Genomic DNA, 19,246 nt, shown 5'->3' on the forward strand with positions numbered 1-19,246 from the left:
GGTGCCCACAGAATCGTCAGTAGTGCCCTATCCGTTCGATACAATGGAACGCATGCAGGGGGATCTGGACACCGTGATCGACATACTCACCAATTGTCGTTTCGACGACGATCCGACCGGGCAGATCGTCTTCGCGGACATGCAGAAACTGGTCACCATACGCAACCTCGTCGACTCGCTCACCGCCGCCGGCGCTGGTCGCCTCGACCGGCTGGGTTTGGCACAACGGCACGGCCACAAACCGATCGCGTTGCTGATCGAGATGGGGTACGCGCCAGCTGTGGCTGCGCGGATGCAGCGGATCGGGACGTCGGCGGTGGTGGAACGCACGCTGAAACATGCTGCCGACGGCGCGATCTCGGGTGAGCATGTCGATGCGATCGTGCGTGGGCTCAACCAGATCGGGTTACGTGCCGGGGAGGCGCCGGATGCCGAGACCTGGGCTGAGTTCGAGGGTGATCTGTTGGCGCAGGTGTTGTCCGGTGCCAAACCAGCTGAGGTGATGGCACGGGCACACCAGTTGGGGGACCATCACTCGTCGGATGCCGAGGGTGGACGTCCGGCGAAAGAGGACCGCAATCTGAATACTCTGGATATCGGGCGGACAGATGATGGGCGGGTTGCTGTCTCGGGGAGTCTGGATGTTGTTGTCGGGGAAAAGTTGGCGACGGCGATCGAGAAGCTGTCGGCGCCGGTTCCGCAACCAGATGGTTCGAAAGATCCACGTGAAGCACCCCGACGTCGCGCAGACGCGTTGGAGATGGTCTTGGATATGGCCGCTGGTGCGGGGGAACGGTCGGTGACCGCGCCACCTGCGGCGTTGATCAACCTATCGGTCCCCGCGGATGCGCCCGACAAGTCGGCGTTGGCGTTCGGTGGGTCGATCACACACGGCACTTTGTTGGAAACGAGTTGTGATGGTGTGGTGGTGATGACCATCGTCGACGGTGAGCGGGTGCCGTTGGATATGGGTCGGTCGAAACGGTTGTTCACCGCTTCGCAGCGGCGAGCCCTGTTCGAGCGGGATCGGTGTTGTATCAAGTGTGGTGCCCCGGCGTCGCGCACTCAGGCTCATCATATTGCGCATTGGTCGGATGGTGGTGCGACTGATCTTGCCAACGGTTGCTTGTTGTGTGCGTCGTGTCATGCCGATGTGCATCACAACGGGTGGGATGTCTACATGGGGCCGGATGCTCATCCATGGTTGATCCCACCCGAGGTAGTGGATCGGCGTCGTCGTCCGATTCCGGCGTATAACAGGCGGTTTGCCGACGAGTTGCCGAATGCTGCCTGAATCCCCCGGGGTTTCGTGCCGCTTCCTTTTGAGTCAGGAAGGATGAGCACATGCCGAAGAACATTGATCCCGAGGTCAAGGCTCGTGCGTTACGGATGTTGGCCGAGCATGGCGGGGAGTACTCGTCGACGACGGCAGCAGCTGCAGCGATCGCGAAGAAACTCGGAGTGAGTAAAGAGACGGTGCGCCGGTGGGCGGTGCAGGCCGAGGTCGATGGGGGCCGGAGGCCCGGGGCCAGCAGTACCGAGCTCGCCGAGCTGAAGCGTTTGAAGGCCGAGAACAAGCGGTTGCGTGAGGACGTCGAGGTGTTGAAAGCGGCGACGTCTTTCTTCGTGGGGGAACTCGACCCCCGCAATCGATGATCATCAGCTTCATTGATGAGATGCGTACCAAAGGTGTTGCGGTCGAGTCGATCTGCCGAGTCCTGTCTGAGCAGGGCTGTCAGATCGCCGCACGCACCTATCGGGCCTGGCGGTCGCGTCGGCCTGCCGGACGCACCCATTCCGATGCGGTGACGGTGGACAGGATTCGTTATATCGCTTGGCGGACCGATGGTCGTGGGCGGCGTCGGCTGACGCCCGAAGGGCTGTACGGGCGTGAGAAGATGCGTGCTCTGCTGCACCGGACGTGCCTGCCGGGGGTGTCTGTGGGATCGGTTGATCGGGCGATGAAGGTGTTGGAACTCAACGGTATTCGTCGTTGTACGAAGATTCGGACGACGATCCCTGCAGCGGGTGGGAAACGGGCTGGTGACTTGTTGAACCGGGAGTTCACCGCGCCGGCCCCGAACCGGGTGTGGGTCACCGATTTCACCTATGTGCGGACCTGGCGGGGTTGGGTGTATGTCGCGTTGATCCTCGATGTGTATTCCCGCAAGATCGTGGCGTGGCATGCGTCTACGTCGAAAACGGTTGAGCTGGTGATGATTCCGCTTCGGATGGCGCTCTCGGAGCGGGAGCGGGAAGGTCGGCCGGTGGTGGCGGGCGAGTTGATCCATCACAGTGATGCGGGTTCGCAATATACGTCGTCGGCCCTGACGGGCACGCTTGATCTGGAATCGATCACCGCGTCGATCGGATCGGTGGGCGACGCCTACGACAATGCGCTGATCGAGTCGACGAACGGCCTGTACAAGACCGAGTGCATCCAGACCACGGTGTTCCACGCTGGGCCCTACAGGGACCTCTCGGACGTCGAATACGCGACCCTGGGTTACGTCGACTGGTTCAACTCGACTCGGCTGCACGGGTCGATCGGCTTGGTCCCGCCCAACGAGTACGAGGCTGCCTACTATGCTGGGGTCACTACCAGCAGGTAGCCCACCAACGAGGTGGCACGAAACCTGGGGTGCTTCAGCCTGAGTGTTGATTGAGCTTGTGTTCTTTGAGAACTTCATAGAGATAGTGGTGGGTGTCGGAACCTCCGTTGGTTGCGTTGGCGAGTTCGGCCGGCGGAGGTTTCGACACGACTCGTCGCTACGCTCCTCGTCGGCTCAACCATCAACGGCTAGTGGCTGATTGAGCCGGGACTTTTACGATGATTGAGCCGGGACCGAGCGTAGCGAGGACCCGTGTCGAAATCTCCGCAGCGTGTGTTGGGTGGTGACCACGTCGGGGGTGGTTGCGTTGGCGAGTTCGGCTGTCTGAGGTTTCGACTCGTCTCGTCGCTTCGCTCCTCGTCGGCTCAACCATCAACGGCCTGTTGCTGATTGAGTTGAGATCTGGGTGGTTGCGTTGGCGAGTTCGGCTGTCTGAGGTTTCGACACGCCTCGTCGCTACGCTCCTCATCGTCTCAACCACCAACGGCTGCTTGCCGATTGAGCCGGGACCGAGCATCGCGAGGACCCGTGTCGAAATCTCCGCAGGCAAGCCTCCGGGTGGTGACCGCCTCAGAAGTGGTCACCTCGGCATCTCGGCCGTCGGAGGTTTCGACACGTCCCGTCGCTTTGCTCGTCGTCGGCTCAAGCATCAACGGCCAGTTGCTGTTCGAGTAGGGTGGTGTCGGATCATTCTTCGATGAACTTCAGGATGTCGGCGTCGAGGGCAACCTGGTAGTCGCCGTAGATGCCGTGTGGTGCACCGGGATACACCTTGAGCGTGCCGTCGGAGACCAGGTCGATGGACTTGCGGGCGGCTGCAGCGATCGGCACGATCTGGTCGTCGTCGCCCTGGGCGATCATGATCGGGACATCGAGGGCCTTGAGATCCTCGGTCTGGTCGGTCTCGGAGAAGGCCTTGACGCAGTCGTAGGCCGCGGCGAGATTGACCAGCATGCCCTGGCGCCAGAAATCGTCCTTCGCGCCCTGCGACACCGCCGAACCCTCCCGGTTGGCACCGAAGAACGTCTCTGCCAGATCCTGGTAGAACTGCGAGCGGTCCTTGAGCACACCCTCGCGGATACCGTCGAACACCGAGATCGGGGTTCCCTCCGGGTTGTCCGGAGTCTGCAGCATCAGCGGGGGCACCGCACCGGCGGTGATGATCTTGGCGACGCGCCCGGCTCCGTACCGGGCCGCATAGCGGACCACCTCGCCGCCTCCGGTGGAGTGGCCGATCAGGACCAGATTCGTCAGGTCCAGTGCCTCGACGAGGTCACGCAGGTCACGGGCATAGGTGTCCATGTCGTTGCCGGTGTAGGTCTTCGCCGACCGGCCGTGGCCGCGTCGATCGTGGGCGATGGCCCGGTAGCCGGCATCGGCCAGCAGCTTCAGCTCGACCTGCCAGGCATCCGACGACAACGGCCAACCGTGGCTGAGCACAACCGGACGGCCCGAACCCTGTTCGGTGTAGTAGATCTCGACGCCGTCGGTGGTGGTGATGAAAGGCATGGTGTCCTCCTGTGAGAGTGGCGGTGGTGGAACGTCACCAACTCTCGTCGTCACCGGGCACGATGTCGTCAGGGCTGACCACCGACCTCGGGCAGTGCTGTCGGTAACGACGACTACCGGTCAACCGGTAGTGGCACACGGACGCTGATCCGGGTACCGCCCCCGGGCGGGCTGATGACATCGATGGTTCCGCCGGCGGAATCGATACGATCGTGCAGTCCGATGAGACCGCTACCGGTCTCCGGCAGCGCGCCGCCGATGCCGTCGTCGGTGACCTCGAGGAGGAGGACTTCGTCGGTGGCGGTGGCCGTCACCCGGGCGACCTCGGCGCCGGCGTACTTGGCGGTGTTCGTGAGTGCCTCGGCGACAACGTAGTACGCGGCCACCTCGACCGGTTCGGGCAGACGGCGGGGCACGGAGATGGTGGTCTCCACCGGGATCGGCGAGCGGCGTGCGAGGGTCTTGAGGGCTGCGGCCAGACCACCCCGGGACAGGATCGCGGGATGGATGCCACGGGAGAGCTCCTGCAGGTCGCCGTGGATCTGCGAGAGCATGTCGACGGCGCGATCGATCTCGCCGCGTACCTCTTCGGCGCCGGCCGGAACGTTCGCCTGGATGGCGCGCAACTCCAGGCCGAGCGAGACGATCCGCTGTTGCGCGCCGTCGTGGAGGTCGCGTTCCAATGCCCGCCGTGCCGCGTCGGTGGCGGCGATCACGCGGGCACGGGATCGGGTGAGCTGGGTTCGGATCTCGTCGTTGACCACCGCAGTGGCCGCCAGATCGGCGAAATCCGCGATGTGATCGACGATGTCGTCATCGATCCGACCATGTGCGGTCGCCACGATCACCGCCCCCCACACGTCGTCGTCGACGACGATGGGAGCTCCGGCGGCAGCGATCAGGCCGTGCTCGCGGGCACGGCGGGAAACGGGATCGTCACCGTCGGCATAGGACAGCGTCGCGGTGGTGCCGGTGGATGCGATATGGCTGGCGATGTTGTGGCCACCGAGCGGTAGTCGATCGCCCGGCCGGACCCCGGCCGCCCCCTCGTCGTGCGCGGCGAGAACGGCGAACTGGTCTCCGTCGTAACGGATCACCGAGATGTGCCGGGCGTCGGCACTCGTCGTGAGTTCACGCAGCAGGGCGGCAAAGGTGGGGTCGGGCTCGGCTCGTCGGGCGACCAGCGTGGCCACCCGGCGCAGCGCGGACTGACGGCGGGCGAGCGTCGTGATCCGGGCATGACTGCGTCGTTGGCTCTCGTCGAGCTCGGCGGTGAGCCGATCACGTTCCCACACCGCCGACAACAGCGCCTCCAGGGAGGGGACCATCCGCCGTATCCTGCGGAGCCGGTCGGCGGACAGTCCGATCGGGACCAACAGATATCCGACGAGGATGTCGCCGTCGTGGAGCGGGATGGACGTGCATATGCCGGAATCGGGAAGGGGATCGGGTTCGGGGATGTGATCGGGGCCGGTGAGGACGGCGTGCGGTGCCGGGACATCCAGGACGCGTGAGAGCAACCGGCCCGCCGCGTCGAGGGCCTCGTCGGTGGTCGCCGCCCGCAGCATCGACCGTGCCAGCGCCGCCGCCAGCTCCGACTCGGCACTGCGCTGGCGCGCCTCGAGCGCCCGGACCCGCGACTGCCCGACGAGGAGATTGGTCAACAGGGCCAGGGTGAGGAAGACCAGCGCCGACGGTGCGAAGCTCTCACTGCCCTCGCTGACATGGATGGTCACATATGCGATCGCACTGGCCAGCGACGTTGCCAGCGCCAGATACATGCCCCAGCCGGCGGAGATCACCAGCACGCCGAAGAGGAAGATCGCACCGAAGGCGTTGTCCGGGGCGATTTGCTTGAGGGCGAGCACGATCGCGATCTCCGCCGCGATCAGAACCCCAGCGAGCACGATCCCGACGGACAACGGCGGTGACGTCGGCCGGAGGACCAGGGCGATCAGGCGTTCGGCACGAGACATACGGCCTCCCTCCGCGGGGTCGTGGCGCCACCGGCGATCGATTCGTCGCGGCGGATGTTCCGGGTAGCAGGGATGCCGGCAGGCCGGCACATCTGACACCCTGGCAAATATGGAACCGTCATCGGGGCACCTGACGTGTCTGATCGTCGATGACAGTGCCGCATTCAGGACCGCGGTGTGCGGTCTGCTCGAACGCGCCGGAATCCTCGTGGTCGCCGCAACCGGCGACGTCGACGAGGCGGTGGCCGGCTATCGACGCGAACATCCCGACGTGGTGCTGGTGGACATCGACCTCGGTGAACACAGCGGATTCGATGTGGTCGACGCACTCCAGGACCTCGACGCCGATGCCGGTGGACGGATCATCATGGTCTCGACGCATGACCCCGACGACTTCGCCGACATGATCGCCGAGTCTCCGGTGCGGGGATTCATCCCGAAGTTCGCGTTGTCGGCGGAGCGGATCACCGCCATGCTCGGCACCGACTCCGGCGCCGGCTCCGGTACCGGCGTCCACTGATCGGAGACCGTGGTCAGCTGGTGGCATCGAGGTAGGTGATGACCGCGCGCACCCGGCGGTTGTCGTCGGCCGTCTCGGGGAGGTCGAGTTTGGTCAGGATGCTGCGGACATGCTTTTCCACGGTGCCCTCGGTGATCCAGAGCCGGCCACCGATCCCGGTGTTGGACAACCCTTCTGCCATCAGCGTCAGCACCTCGCGTTCGCGGGCACTGAGTACGGCGAGTGGATCGGTACGCCGCCGCGTCGCCACCAGCTCGTGGACCAGCGCCGGGTCGATCACCGATCCGCCTGCGGCCACCCGGTTCACCGAGTCGAGAAATGTGGAGACGTCGGTGACGCGACTCTTGAGCAGATAGCCGATGGCGTGCCCCTCGTCGAGCAGTTCGAGGGCGTGGTCGACCTCGATGTGCGCGGAGAGCAGCAGGATCGACGTCCCCGGGGCCTCGCGGCGGATGTGCAGGGCGGCGTCGAGTCCTTCGGCGGTGTGGGTGGGCGGCATCCGGATGTCGACCACCGCGAGATCGGGCTCGTACCTGCGGACCGCCTCCAGCAGTTGGGTTCCGTCGCCGGCCTGGCCGACCACCTCGAACCCGGAACCGGCGAGCAGACTCGCCAGCCCTTCGCGCAGCAGTACGTCGTCATCGGCCACCACCACGCGCACCACGGGCATCGATCCTCTCGCCGGTCAGGACTTCACCGGAGAAGTCTCTCATCTCGGGAGGGGTGACGGCAGAGGTGTGCTCGGGTGGGCCGATCACCGGTGCTCGACGTGCTCCGGTGACGGGATGCGGCGGGGTGTCACCCGAGGTCCGCCGATCACCACCGCGGCGCCGGACCCCGGTTGTCCTCGGCGAGGCACAGCGACCGCAGTGCATGGTGGTAGACGACGAGCCCATAGGTGTTGGGCGCGTTGACCAATCCGCCGATGTGGGGGATCACGTCGGCCCCGCCGAGGACGGTGGCGACGATCTGCTCGGAGATGGCGTCGGAGACGATCCCGACGACCTGCGAGGTCAGGGCGTACACGTAGTAGGCGGCGGTGAGGGAGGCACTCACACTGACGTCGCCGAGCGGGATCATCTCCCCCGGATCACGGCCGTCGGCGATGTTGTGGCCGAGTCCGACCAGCGCGTCGGTCGCGGCGCCACCGACGGTGGGGATCAGACCGAGACCCATCGACGTGAGGTCCTCGAGGGTGCTGAAGTCGTCGGGATCGGCGGGCACCAGATTGTGCGGCACCCGGGTGCTGCGCATGAACGCCTGCAGGCGCTTGCCGGCCTCGGCGATGCGGGCGGCCGTTGCCTTGTCCGCGGCGGTGGCCGCGAGGTGGCCGATGGTGCGGTCGGCGATCCGGGACAGCGGCAGGGTGCCGATCGCCGGGCACGTCGCCGGATCGGCGATCATCACCTGACCGGCCATGTCCTCGATGATCGGTGGAACCTTCTGGTGGAAGTTCAAGTCGCGCACCGGTTGTCCGGCGCGGTCCCGCTCGTCGGCGGTCACCGACACGATGCACGCATCCACCAGCGCATTGCTGATGGCCTTGTACACCCGTTTGACGACGGCGAGGCCCACCGACAGCGGGAAGGTGACCAGCGTGCCCACCGACACCGGGCCCACCGAGGCGATCCCCGGCATCGCATCCTTGAGCAGGGTCAGCGGGATGATGGTGGTGATGTACAGGTACAGCCACACCGACTCGACCGCCTGCGACAGGGTGAGCTGCTCTGCGGTGATCACCTGACCGGACTGCCCCTGCCGCACCAGCATCAGTTGGGTGACGATCCACTGCGACAACGGATCCCGATAGTCGTTCATCGGGGCGTCGGGGCCGGCGCCCATCGCGGCGGGATGGTTGGACACCCACAGCGACGAGATGCGGATGGCATCCATGTCGTGATGTGCCCGCGCCCTGATCTGGGGTGCGTTCGCGCGCACCGATGCGGGCAACGATGGTGCGAACGAGTCGAAGACGGCGTCGTAGATGGCTCCGAATGTCGCGAAATGTGCACCGACACAGGTCTTGTCGTCCGGTCGGGTCTCGGTTGCCGAGACCGCCGGGGCGGTCGGGGCCGGCCGGGAGGAGGAACTCGGGCGGGTGGTCGGCGGTGCGGCGGCCGCGGTCCCGGCCAGGCGTGCCGTCGGTCCCGCCGTGAGCACCGCGAGGATGACGACGAGAGCGGCGATGCCGATCGTGAGTGCGCGACGCAGGTGCGCGACGGTAAGTCCCATGAGTTCCCCAACCCGGTCGGTGCCGTGAATCGGGCTGTGGTTCACGACGAACGGGGCCAACCTACGGATTGGATCAACTGATCCACCATGGGCCGGATCACATCTGGCCAGGATTCACCAGGCCGTCATCGGGTGGGGTGAGGCCGTTCATCGAAGCAACCCCGGGACGACGTGATCGCGCCGGTGGGGGACACTGGAAGCAGAGGTGATCGACGATCGGAGGAAGGTGTCTGCGCTGGATATGGAACCCGGCCTGGCGCGGTCGTTGCGGCGGATCGAACGCCGGGTGCTCGCCGAGGTACCGCTCTCGGCCAACGTCGTCCGCAGCATCTGGGCGGCCGTCGCCGTGCTGGCGTGTGTGTGCCTGGCGTCCTGGCTGACCAGCGACGTCGACGGCCACCGCACACTGCTGTCGCAGCTCGCGATCGGTCTGGGCGTCGCCGCGGTCGTCGCGTCGGCGGCGGCGGCGACGATGCGCCGCTTCGGCTGGTGCTGGCTGGCCGCGGCGATCAGTGCGATCGCGGTACCGCTGTCGGTGCTCGGCTACTGGTCGGCGCAGACCGGACTGGGCGTCGGGTCGTACTGGTTCCTGATCGGAACCTTGTGCCATGCGGTCCTGGTGGGCAACTGGGTGCGCTGCGCGCTCCCGCCCGAGCATGCGCGCGGGCAACGCTGACGCGACCCACCGGATCGACGACGGGCCACCGGTTCACACCGGTGGCCCGTCTCGTCTGTCGTGGTGGGGGTCAGACCGCGCCGACCGGCTCCATCGTGGGTACCTCGGCACCCGGGCCGAAGTGCGCGAACCGCTCGATGTGCTGATCCAGGCTCAGCGGGCTCGGGGTCCCGTAGGTGAAGTAGGTCTCCCACGGCAGGTTCGCCCCGCCGATCGCCAGGCCGGTGTCGATGTCGGACATCTGCCAGGTCTGGGTGGGGCAGTCGGGGTCCATGTGCAGGTAGCCGGCCTCACCGAACAGTTCGATCCGGTTGCCGCCGGGTTCGAAGACGTAGAGGAACTGGCCCTGCGTGATGCCGTGGCGATCCGGGCCGGCCTCGATCTGGATGTCGTAGTCGCGGAACATCTCGGCGGCGTCGACGTTGTGCTGGCCGTTGCCGTAGTAGAACGCCAGGTGGTGCAGCTTCCCGGCACCGCCGGTCATGTCCCGCATGCAGGCGACCTCGTGGCCGAGGATGTTGGAGCTCATCCAGGCGCCGATCTCCACGTCACCGTCGACGACCCGCTCGGTGGTGCGGAACCCGAGGTGACGCTCGAAGCCGTTCTTCACCGCGGTGACATCCGATGCCATCAGGTTGAGGTGGTCGATGCGCTTGACCGGGATACCCTGCAGCGGCTTCTTGGACGGGCGGGTGAGGATCTTGCTGCGCAGCTCCGGCGGCGCCACGTACTTCTCGGCCTCCCACACCAGCGCCAGGTTGTGGCCGTCGGCGGACTGGAACGACAGGGTCTTGCCGAAACCGAACTCGTCCTCGTGCCAGCGGGTGTCGACGTTGCCGTCCTTGAGTGACGCCGCCCGCCGCTCGAGTGCCTCCGGCGACGTGGTGCGCAGCGCGGCATGCCCCATGCCGGCCTGCGGGGCCTCGGTGATCTTCAGGCTCCACTGGTACGGATCCTCATAGGCCCGCAGGAACACCGACTGACCCTCGCGCTGGGTGACGTACATGCCGAGGAATCGGGTGAAGAAGTCCTCCGTCTCCTGCGGCTTGGGGCTGAACAGTTCGCAGCGCGCCAGGTGTGCGACCTCGAAACGGTCGGAATTCTCGCTCATCGGTTCTCCTGTGGTGACTCGTCGGGCACCGGATCGGCGGTGCCGTTCGGTGGATGGCTGCCACGAGGATGCCGCCCCGCTGTGACTCCGGTCACCACCGTTCCGAATAGCCGAACAACTGCCCCACATCGTCGGTCCCGATCCGGGCAGACCGTCAGCACCGCCCTGCCGGGGTCTGCGCTCCCTACCGTCATCGGCAACGAGTCGGCAAGACCGTGCCGCAGGACAAGGGAGAACCACATGAGTCGGTTGACTGCCGCGATCGTCGGATCGGGCAACATCGGAACGGACCTGATGTACAAACTGCTCCGATCGGCGCAGGTCGAGCCGGTGTACATGGTCGGTATCGACCCGGACAGCGAAGGGCTGCGCCGCGCCGAACGCGAAGGTCTGACCACCTCGGCCGGCAGTGCCGACTGGCTGCTGTCGCAGTCGCAGCTCCCGGATCTGGTGTTCGAGGCGACGTCGGCCAAGATCCATGCGGCCACCGCCCCGCGCTACGCCGAGGCCGGGATCACCGCCATCGACCTGACCCCGGCGTCGGTCGGCCCGTATGTGGTGCCCGCGGTCAACCTTGACGAGCACCTCGGCGCACCCAACGTGAACATGGTCAGTTGCGCCGGGCAGGCCACCATCCCGATCCTCTCCGCGATCAACGACGTCGCCGACGCCTCCTACGGTGAGATCGTCGCCGCCATCGCGTCGCGGAGTGCGGGCCCGGGCACCCGGGCGAACCTCAGCGAGTTCAGCGAGAAGACCGGACGCGCGCTCGCCCAGGTGGCCGGTGCCGACACCGCCAAGGCGATCTCGGTGATCAATCCGGCCGAACCGCCGATGAACATGCGCGACACCGTCTACGCCAAGGTCCGCAGGCCCGACGCCGCCGCCATCGAACGTGCCGTCGTCGACATGGTCGCCAAGGTCGCCGAATACGTTCCCGGCTACACGCTCAAGCTCGTCGACGTCGACGGAGACCTCGTCACCGTGATGGTCGAGGTGGTCGGCGCCGGCGACTACCTACCCACCTATGCCGGAAACCTCGACATCATCACCGCCGCCGCGGTGCGGGTCGCCGACGTGATGGCCCAGCAGAATCTCGTGACAGGAGCCCTCCAGTGACCACCCCGCCGAACAACCCCGACCGCAAGATCACCCTGGTCGACACCACCCTGCGCGACGGCATGTCGAGCGTGTCGCACCAGTTCACCACCGACAACGTCGCCGCCATCGCCGCAGGCCTCGACCGTGCCGGCGTCTCGACCATCGAGGTCGCCCACGGCATCGGCCTCGGGGCGTCGTCCATCCAGTACGGTTTCGCCGCCGCCACCGACCCCGAGTACGTGCGCGCGGCGGTCGGCGCCGTCGACAACGCCGACATCGCGGTGCTCTACGTCCCCGGTATCGCCACCCTCGGCGAACTGCAGGGCGCGATCGACGCGGGCATCAAGACCGTCCGCGTGGCCGTGCACTGCACCGAGGCCGACTGCGGGCAGCAGCCGATCGAGTGGGCCAAGGAACAGGGCCTGACGGTGATGACCTTCCTGATGATGAGCCACAAGCTCGAGGCCGAGGCGCTCGCCGAGCAGGCCGCCAAGCTCGACTCGTATGGCGCCGACGTCGTCTACGTCGTCGACTCGGCCGGGGCGATGGTGCCCGATCAGGCCGGTGCGCGTGTGGCGGCGTTGCGGTCGGCGATCAAGGCCGACATCGGTTTCCACGCCCACAACAACCTGGGTGTGGGGATCGCGAACGCGTTGTCGGCGGCGGAGAACGGTGCGACCTTCATCGACGGATCGTTGCGCGGGCTCGGCGCGAGCGCCGGCAATGCGCAGACCGAGGTACTCGCCGCGGCATTCGAGCGCGCCGGGTGGGACACCGGAGTGGACCTGTTCGAGCTGATCGACACCGCCGAGCATGTCGTCGCACCGCTGATGAAGGAACCGCAGATCGTCGACGAGACCGCCCTGGTACTCGGCTATGCCGGGGTGTACTCGACGTTCTTCCATCCCACCAAGCGTGCGGCCAAGAAGTTCGGTGTCCCCACCCGCGAGATCCTCCTCGAACTGGGTCGTCGCGGAGTCATCGGCGGCCAGGAGGACATGATCATCGACGTCGCCTCCGAACTGGCCGGACGTACCTACGAGATCCCCGAGGCGGCAACGGTATGAGCACCGACATCACCCCCATCGCGATTCGCCATCTGATCGGCGACACCTGGACCGACGCCTCCGACGGCGCGACCTTCGAGTCCCGCGACCCGCACGACGGCACGCTGCTGGCGACGGTGGCGCAGGGCACCGCCGACGACGGCAGCGCCGCGATCACCGCTGCGCGCACGGCCTTCGACGAGGGCCCGTGGCCGCAGATGTCGCCCAAGGAGCGGGCGACGATCCTGCATGCCGTCGCCGACGCCGTCGACGACCATCGGGAAGAACTGGCGCAGATGGAGACCCGCGATGGCGGCAAGACCATCACCCAGTCGCTGCACGCCGAGATCCCGCGTGTGGCACACAATCTCCGGTTCTTCGCCGACTATGTCGCGATGGCCGCCAACGAGGCCTACCCGGACGGCGACCTGTTCTCCTATGTGCTGTACCCGCCGGCCGGAGTGGTGTCGGCGATCAGCCCGTGGAATGCGCCGTTGATGCTGGCGACCTGGAAGATCGCCCCGGCGTTGGCCTTCGGCAACACCGCGGTGCTCAAGCCGGCACCGCAGACACCGTTGACCGCCAACCGGTTCGCCGAGATCGCGCTGGAGGCAGGGCTGCCCGCCGGTGTCCTCAACGTGGTGCACGGCTTCGGCGGCGAGGCGGTGGCCGGGCCGCTCACCGCAGATCCGCGCGTCGATCGCATCACCTTCACCGGGTCGAGTGCGACCGGGGTGAAGATCTTGCAGGCTGCCGCCGCCAACCACACCCCGGTGTCGGCGGAGATGGGCGGAAAGTCGGCCAACATCGTCTTCGCCGACGCCGATCTCGATGTGGCCGTGCCGATGTCGATCCGTGCGATCTTCGGCGGCAACGGTCAGGTGTGTCTGTCGGGGTCGCGTCTGCTGGTGCAGAACTCGATCCGTGAGGAGTTCCTGGAGCGGTTCACCGAGGAGGCGGCCAAACTCGTCGTCGGCGACCCGAAGGATGCGGGCACGTTCATGGGGCCGCTGATCGAACAGCGCCACCTCGACAAGGTGTCCGGCTATGTCGAACTCGCGCAGGAGGAGGGCGGCAAGGTCCTCGTCGGCGGTGAGCGTCTGGCCGGTCCCGACCACGCCGGCGGATTCTACTTCCCGCCGACCATCATCGCCGGGCTGACCAACGAGTCCCGTACCGCGCGTGAGGAGATCTTCGGTCCGGTCGAGACCGTCATCGGCTTCGACACCGAGGACGAAGCACTGCGCATCGCCAACGACTCGCCGTACGGCCTCGCCGGAATCCTGTTCACCCAGAACCTCGACCGGGCTCACCGCATGGCCGCGCGCTGGCGGGCCGGCACCGTGTGGATCAACACGTTCTTCGAGCGCGACCTGCGGCTGCCGTTCGGTGGCGAGGGGATCAGCGGGCTCGGCCGCGAGGGCGGACAGTACTCGCGTGACTTCTTCACCGAACCCCGTGCGGTGACGATGCGGTTGCGGGGCTGAGATGGCAACGCCGACCGGTGATACGCCGACATGTGTGGTGGTCGGCGCGACCGGAGCGATGGGTGCGGTCATCACCGCACGGCTGGTCGACCGCGGGCATCGGGTGCTCGCGGTCGGCCGCTCGGCCGACGAGCTCGACAAGCTCTCCGCCACCAGCGACCTGATCACGCCGTGCCGCGCCGACATCGCCTCCGACGACGCGATCGGGACCATCGGTGCGGCGATCGACGGCCCGGTCGGGCTGGCCTTGTTCGCCGCCGGTCTACCGGTGCGGGGATCGGTGGACACCATCGAACCGTCGGCGCTGGCGCTCGCGGCGAACATCAAGGTGGGCGGGGTCGCCCGCCTGTTGCAGTCGGTCCGTGACCGGCTGGTGGAGGGGTCGCGCTTCGTGGCGATCGCCGGATCGCTGGGTATCGAACCGGGACCGCTCGACGCCGGTCCCGGCACCGCGAATGCGGCTCTGCTCAACCTGATGCGTCAGATCGGCGCACTCTACGGTCCACGCGGTGTCACCACACACACGATCGCGCCCGGACCCGTCGACACACCACGGTTGCGTGCCCTGATCGAGACCCAGTCCGCCGAGACCGGGGTGCCGGAATCGGAGATCTGGGACCGCTACCGGTCGAAGACCACCCTGGGCCGGCTCCCGACCCTCGACGAGATCGCCTGGCTCGTGGAGACATTGCTGGCCCCCGAAGCCTCCGTCCTGCACGGTGCCGTACTGACCGCCGACGGCGGTGTGCGGCACGGCATCCTGTAACCATTCCGTCCACGAAGGCCGAACACCATGCCCGTCGCCCACTTCCACCTCCCCGCCGACACGTTCACCGCCGAGCAGGAGTCCGCATTGCTCCGGCAGGCGTCGAAGACCTATGCCCGCGTGCTGAACTCCCCGATCGATCGGGTTCGGGTGTTCCTCGTCCACTACCCGCCGTCATCGATCGCCGTCGCCGGGGAACTCGTGTCGGACCGCGGGATGGTGGCGCCGTACTTCACCGCCATCGTGCTGGCCGGCCGTCCGGCCGAGCAACGACACCAGTTGTTGTCGGAGCTCACGTCTCTCCTCGTCGAGATACTGGGGGTCGACCGCACCCATATACGTGGTCAGATCATCGAGGTGAGTCCCGAGAACTGGGGAATCGCCGGGGAACCGGCGAGCGGTGTCCGCGCCACCGAGATCGCCGAGCGCGCATCGACCGTGTAGGTTCTCGCTGTTCGCATATGGTGCAACCGTTTCGGATACCTGTGGTTCCGGAGCTGTGGCCGGGTTGGTGTGCCTGGCTGGCGGAGATTTCGACTCGGGTCCTCGCTTCGCTCGGTCCCGGCTCAATCATCGTGCGGAGCTTGATGGTTGAACCGGAACCGGGTGGGTGGACGTTGTCGGTGACGGCGGCGTCTGCTTCGGGTGTCTATTCAACTAGGTTGTGGTACTTGGTGGTTGAGCCGGAACCGAGCCGATAGGAGAGGCTCCGTGTCGAAACCGGGTGGGTGGGCGTTGTCGGTGACGGCGGCGTCTGCTTCGGGTGTCTATTCAACTAGGTTGTGGTACTTGATGGTTGAGCCGGAACCGAGCCGATAGGCGAGGCTCCGTGTCGAAACCCGGTGAGTTGACCTTGTCGGCGACCGGGGCTGTGGTCGGTTGAAACCACGGCCAGTGCTGCGCGTCCGCAACCACTTCGGGGACTGGTCGGTGAGGCAAACGACGCCTTGGACCGCCGTGCATACAGAGACCACAAACCGTGCAGCCGCAGTCATTCTCACCGCCGCGTGCCGACAATAGTGTTCCAGATCACAAGCAGTTGTGAACTCGAACACCTTGGAGGACAACGTGACCGCAGCCCAGACGTCGGTGAGTCCGAAGACCCCGGACTGGATCGCCGACATCACCATGCAAGAACTCGACGACGACCCGAACCCGATCTACGCCCGGTTGCGCGAGCAGGCGCCGGTGGCGTTCATCCCGGCGCTCGGCCTGCACGTCGTCGCGGCACACGATCTGTGCCGCCAGGTCGCGCAGGACGGCGAGAACTGGATGACGGTGATCTCGCCCTCCGGACACCGCACCTTCGGCGACAAGACCGTGCTCGCGGCAAACGGTGAGGAGCACAAGGAGATCCGCTCATGGATCGACCCGCACCTACGGCCGAATGCGGTCGACGAGTATGTCGATCGTCTGGTCCGTCCGATCGCACGAGAGATGATCGCGGCGATCGAGGACAACGGCTCCGCCGACATCCAGAAGGAGTACTTCGCGCCGGTCAGTGTCCGGGCGGTCGGTGACCTGATGGGGCTGACCGAGGTCCCGTCGGAGACGCTGGTCCGCTGGTTCCAGACCCTGTCCCTGTCGTTCGGCAACGCCGAGGTCGACGCCGACGGGAACTTCGTGAACCAGGAACTGTTCGAGGCGGGCGACCGGGTGAAGGACGAGATCATCGCCGTCGTCGACCCGCTGCTCGACAAGTGGACGGAGACACCGGATCACACATTCCTGTCGCACTGGCTCCACGATGGAATGCCCGAGGGGCAGGTGCGGGATCGCTCCGAGATCTACCCCAATGTGTACGTCTTCCTGCTGGGCGCCCTGCAAGAACCCGGCCACGTCATGACCACCACCCTCGCCGGCCTGTTCCGTCAGCCGGGGCAGCTCGAGAAGGTGATCGACGAGCCGCAGCACCTGCCGCGGGCGATCGGCGAGGGCGCTCGATGGGTGGCGCCGATCTGGAGCGCAGCGGTCAAGGTCGCCGCGGCCGATGTGGAACTCGGTGGGGTGGCACTGCCGGCGGGAACGCCGGTCCTGCTCGCCTACGGTTCGGCCAACCGCGACGACGACACGTGGCAGAACCCCGACAGTTACGACATGGATCGGCCGACGATGCCGCACATGGCATTCGGGTCCGGAAACCATGCGTGCGCCGGAACCTACCTGGGCACGTCCATCGTCCGGATCGCACTCGAGGAACTGTTCGAGGCGATTCCCAACATCGAGCCGGATGCCGATCGCAGCCCGGAGTTCTGGGGCTTCGTCTTCCGCGGGCCCAAGGAACTGTTCGTCACCTGGGAGGTCTGAATGCACACCGTGGTTGTGTCCGGCGACGGCACCGCGTTCCCGGTCGCGGACGGCCAGACGGTTCTCGACGCCGCGCTGCGCAATGGCGCGTGGCTGCCGCACTCGTGCACGCAGGGTACCTGTGGGACATGCAAACTCCGAGTTCTGTGTGGCGAGGTGGACCACGGCGGGACACCTGAGGAGACGCTCCCCGCCACCGATCGGCAGACCGGGATGGCGTTGGGCTGCATGGCCGTACCCCGGTCTGATCTCACGGTGCAGACCACTGCCGTCGTCGACGGAACCGTCCCCCGTCATCGACTGCGCGATCATGAGGCGACGGTCGTCATGCTTGACGACATCGCTGCCGACACCCGTCGCCTGGTCCTCGAACTGGACGACGACATGCAGTTCACCGCAGGTCAGTACTGTGAGTTGGTTGTTCCGGGTGTCGGTGTGTCGCGGCAGTATTCGATGGCGAATCCGCCGGGAGATCCACGCCGTCTGGAGTTCCACATCAAACGGACGCCGGGTGGGATGGCCACCGACGGATGGATCTTCAAGGATCTTGCCGTCGATGAACGGATCGCTCTGCGAGGACCGCTGGGACAGTTCGGACTGGCCGACAAACAGGACTCACCCGTGATCCTGATCGGTGGTGGAACCGGGCTCGCACCACTGAAGTCGATCGTGCACCATGCACTCGAACACGAACTCGCGCCCGAGATGTTCTTGTATCACGGTGGTCGTCGTCGGGTGGACCTGTACGATGTCGAGTACTTCACCGAACTCGCCCAAGCACATCCGGGATTTCACTATCGGCCGGCGATCAGCGAACCCGATCCTGACGACGGAGAGTGGACGGGGTCTGTCGGGATGGTCACCGACGTGGTCCTCGACGACTTCGCAAGCTGCAAGGGGATGAGCGCCTACCTCTGCGGTCCCCCGGCCATGGTGACCGCCGCGGTCAAGGCGCTCAAACGGCGACGGATGGCGCCACGACTGATCTTCCGCGAGGAGTTCACGGCGGCCCCGGTGGGCGTGTGACATACGTCGGATACAGGAGAACGCTCGGCCGGTGTCTTTCTCCGGCCGAGCGTTGTCGGTGTTGGTTTCGTCGGAAGTGGTCACCGCTCGACGTCGGCCGTCTGAGGTTTCGACTCGACTTGTCGCTTCGCTCCTCGTCGGCTCAACCATCGTAGGGGGCTTGTCGCTTCGGTTCTCATCCGCTGAACTGTTTTGTGCTCATGGGTGATTGAGCCGGGACCGAGCGAAGCGAGGACCCGTGTCGAAATCTCTGAGGTGGTCATGTTCCGTCGTTGGCTGTCTGAGGTTTCGACACGTCTCGTCGCTTCGCTCCTCGTCGGCTCAACCATCGTAGGGGCTTGTCGCTTCGGTTTTCATCCGTGAACTGTTGTGTGCTCATGGGTGATTGAGCCGGGACCGAGCATCGCGAGGACCCGTGTCGAAATCTCTGCAGCTTGCGCTGGGAGGTGGTCACGATCCGTCGTCGGCTGTCTGAGGTTTCGACACGCCTTGTCGCTTCGCTCCTCGTCGGCTCAACCATCGTAGGGGGTGTGTCGCGTTGCTCCTGTTTGGTTCAACCATCAACGTTTGGTGGGTGATTGAGCCTGGGCTGAGCATCGCGAGGGCCCGTGTCGAAATCTCTGAGGTGGTCACGATCCGTCGTCGGCTGTCTGAGGTTTCGACACGTCTCGTCGCTTCGCTCCTCGTCGGCTCAACCATCGTAGGGGGTGTGTCGCGTTGCTCCTGATTGGTTCAACCATCAACGTTTAGTGGGTGATTGAGCCTGGGCCGAGCATCGCGAGGACCCGTGTCGAAATCTCTGAGGTGGTCACGATCCGTCGTCGGCTGTCTGAGGTTTCGACACGTCTCGTCGCTTCGCTCCTCGTCGGCTCAACCA

At 66.0% G+C, this 19,246-nt stretch carries 16 protein-coding genes and 1 other annotated feature; of the genes, 11 read left to right on the forward strand and 5 right to left on the reverse strand.

All coding sequences use genetic code 11. The features are described from left to right. The first annotated feature begins 22 nt into the window (after positions 1-22). Positions 23-1,294 carry an HNH endonuclease signature motif containing protein gene (locus Q9K23_RS14105; RefSeq protein ID WP_305950162.1) on the forward strand — a complete coding sequence of 424 codons (1,272 nt, stop codon included), beginning with the start codon at positions 23-25 and terminating at the stop codon, positions 1,292-1,294. A 50-nt stretch (positions 1,295-1,344) separates the two neighbouring features. Then, a protein-coding gene (locus Q9K23_RS14110; protein ID WP_305950163.1) for an IS3 family transposase occupies positions 1,345-2,612 on the forward strand; the annotation gives its coding sequence in 2 pieces (ribosomal slippage) (positions 1,345-1,618 and positions 1,618-2,612; 1,269 coding nt in all). Further along, positions 1,614-1,748: a sequence feature (AL1L pseudoknot), on the forward strand. Its footprint overlaps the gene before it by 135 nt. A gap of 687 nt (positions 2,613-3,299) precedes the next feature. On the opposite strand, the gene Q9K23_RS14115 is transcribed toward Q9K23_RS14110, so the two are convergent. Then, entirely contained in the window at positions 3,300-4,121 is an 822-nt protein-coding gene (locus tag Q9K23_RS14115; protein WP_053776065.1) for an alpha/beta hydrolase, read from the reverse strand. A 113-nt stretch (positions 4,122-4,234) separates the two neighbouring features. After that, entirely contained in the window at positions 4,235-6,097 is a 1,863-nt protein-coding gene (locus Q9K23_RS14120; RefSeq protein WP_082365656.1) for a GAF domain-containing protein, read from the reverse strand. A 109-nt stretch (positions 6,098-6,206) separates the two neighbouring features. On the opposite strand from Q9K23_RS14120, the gene Q9K23_RS14125 reads away from it, so the two are divergent. Further along, positions 6,207-6,617 (forward strand): response regulator transcription factor, encoded by a 411-nt coding sequence (locus tag Q9K23_RS14125; protein WP_020791844.1) that lies wholly within the window; start codon positions 6,207-6,209, stop codon positions 6,615-6,617. A gap of 13 nt (positions 6,618-6,630) precedes the next feature. Here Q9K23_RS14125 and Q9K23_RS14130 read toward each other — a convergent pair whose 3' ends face one another. Beyond that, a complete protein-coding gene (locus Q9K23_RS14130) occupies positions 6,631-7,287 on the reverse strand; it encodes a response regulator transcription factor (RefSeq protein WP_053776066.1) in 657 nt (218 codons plus the stop codon). 146 nt (positions 7,288-7,433) lie between these two features. Next, positions 7,434-8,849, reverse strand: coding sequence for a hypothetical protein (locus Q9K23_RS14135; RefSeq protein WP_053776067.1), 1,416 nt, complete (start codon positions 8,847-8,849; stop codon positions 7,434-7,436). Between the two features lie 226 nt (positions 8,850-9,075). Here Q9K23_RS14135 and Q9K23_RS14140 point away from each other — a divergent pair, with 226 nt between their 5' ends. Further along, positions 9,076-9,525: a hypothetical protein gene (locus tag Q9K23_RS14140; protein ID WP_261977621.1), complete on the forward strand. Its 450-nt coding sequence runs from the start codon at positions 9,076-9,078 to the stop codon at positions 9,523-9,525. 70 nt (positions 9,526-9,595) lie between these two features. Here the strand turns inward: Q9K23_RS14140 and Q9K23_RS14145 are convergent, their stop codons facing one another. After that, positions 9,596-10,636 (reverse strand): VOC family protein, encoded by a 1,041-nt coding sequence (locus Q9K23_RS14145; RefSeq protein WP_020793392.1) that lies wholly within the window; start codon positions 10,634-10,636, stop codon positions 9,596-9,598. A gap of 240 nt (positions 10,637-10,876) precedes the next feature. On the opposite strand from Q9K23_RS14145, the gene Q9K23_RS14150 reads away from it, so the two are divergent. The 7 genes from Q9K23_RS14150 (at position 10,877) to Q9K23_RS14180 (ending at position 18,369) form a co-directional block, all read left to right on the forward strand. Continuing rightward, the gene (locus Q9K23_RS14150; RefSeq protein ID WP_053776068.1) at positions 10,877-11,755 is read left to right on the forward strand and encodes an acetaldehyde dehydrogenase (acetylating); all 879 of its coding nucleotides are present in this window, start codon (positions 10,877-10,879) and stop codon (positions 11,753-11,755) included. Continuing rightward, positions 11,752-12,804, forward strand: coding sequence for a 4-hydroxy-2-oxovalerate aldolase (dmpG, locus tag Q9K23_RS14155; RefSeq protein WP_020793394.1), 1,053 nt, complete (start codon positions 11,752-11,754; stop codon positions 12,802-12,804). Before Q9K23_RS14150 ends, dmpG begins: the two co-directional genes overlap by 4 nt. Then, complete coding sequence (locus Q9K23_RS14160) at positions 12,801-14,270, forward strand: aldehyde dehydrogenase (RefSeq protein ID WP_053776069.1); 1,470 nt, start codon at positions 12,801-12,803, stop codon at positions 14,268-14,270. Before dmpG ends, Q9K23_RS14160 begins: the two co-directional genes overlap by 4 nt. A 1-nt stretch (position 14,271) precedes the next feature. Beyond that, complete coding sequence (locus Q9K23_RS14165; RefSeq protein WP_020791458.1) at positions 14,272-15,036, forward strand: SDR family oxidoreductase; 765 nt, start codon at positions 14,272-14,274, stop codon at positions 15,034-15,036. Positions 15,037-15,063: 27 nt separating this feature from the next. Further along, positions 15,064-15,480, forward strand: coding sequence for a tautomerase family protein (locus Q9K23_RS14170; protein WP_020791456.1), 417 nt, complete (start codon positions 15,064-15,066; stop codon positions 15,478-15,480). A gap of 684 nt (positions 15,481-16,164) precedes the next feature. Then, positions 16,165-17,343 (forward strand): cytochrome P450, encoded by a 1,179-nt coding sequence (locus tag Q9K23_RS14175; RefSeq protein WP_053776074.1) that lies wholly within the window; start codon positions 16,165-16,167, stop codon positions 17,341-17,343. Further along, complete coding sequence (locus Q9K23_RS14180) at positions 17,344-18,369, forward strand: 2Fe-2S iron-sulfur cluster-binding protein (protein ID WP_053776070.1); 1,026 nt, start codon at positions 17,344-17,346, stop codon at positions 18,367-18,369. Positions 18,370-19,246: the final 877 nt, after the last annotated feature.

The organism is Gordonia sp. NB41Y, from assembly GCF_030718915.1.
GTDB classification, from domain to species: Bacteria; Actinomycetota; Actinomycetes; order Mycobacteriales; family Mycobacteriaceae; genus Gordonia; species Gordonia desulfuricans.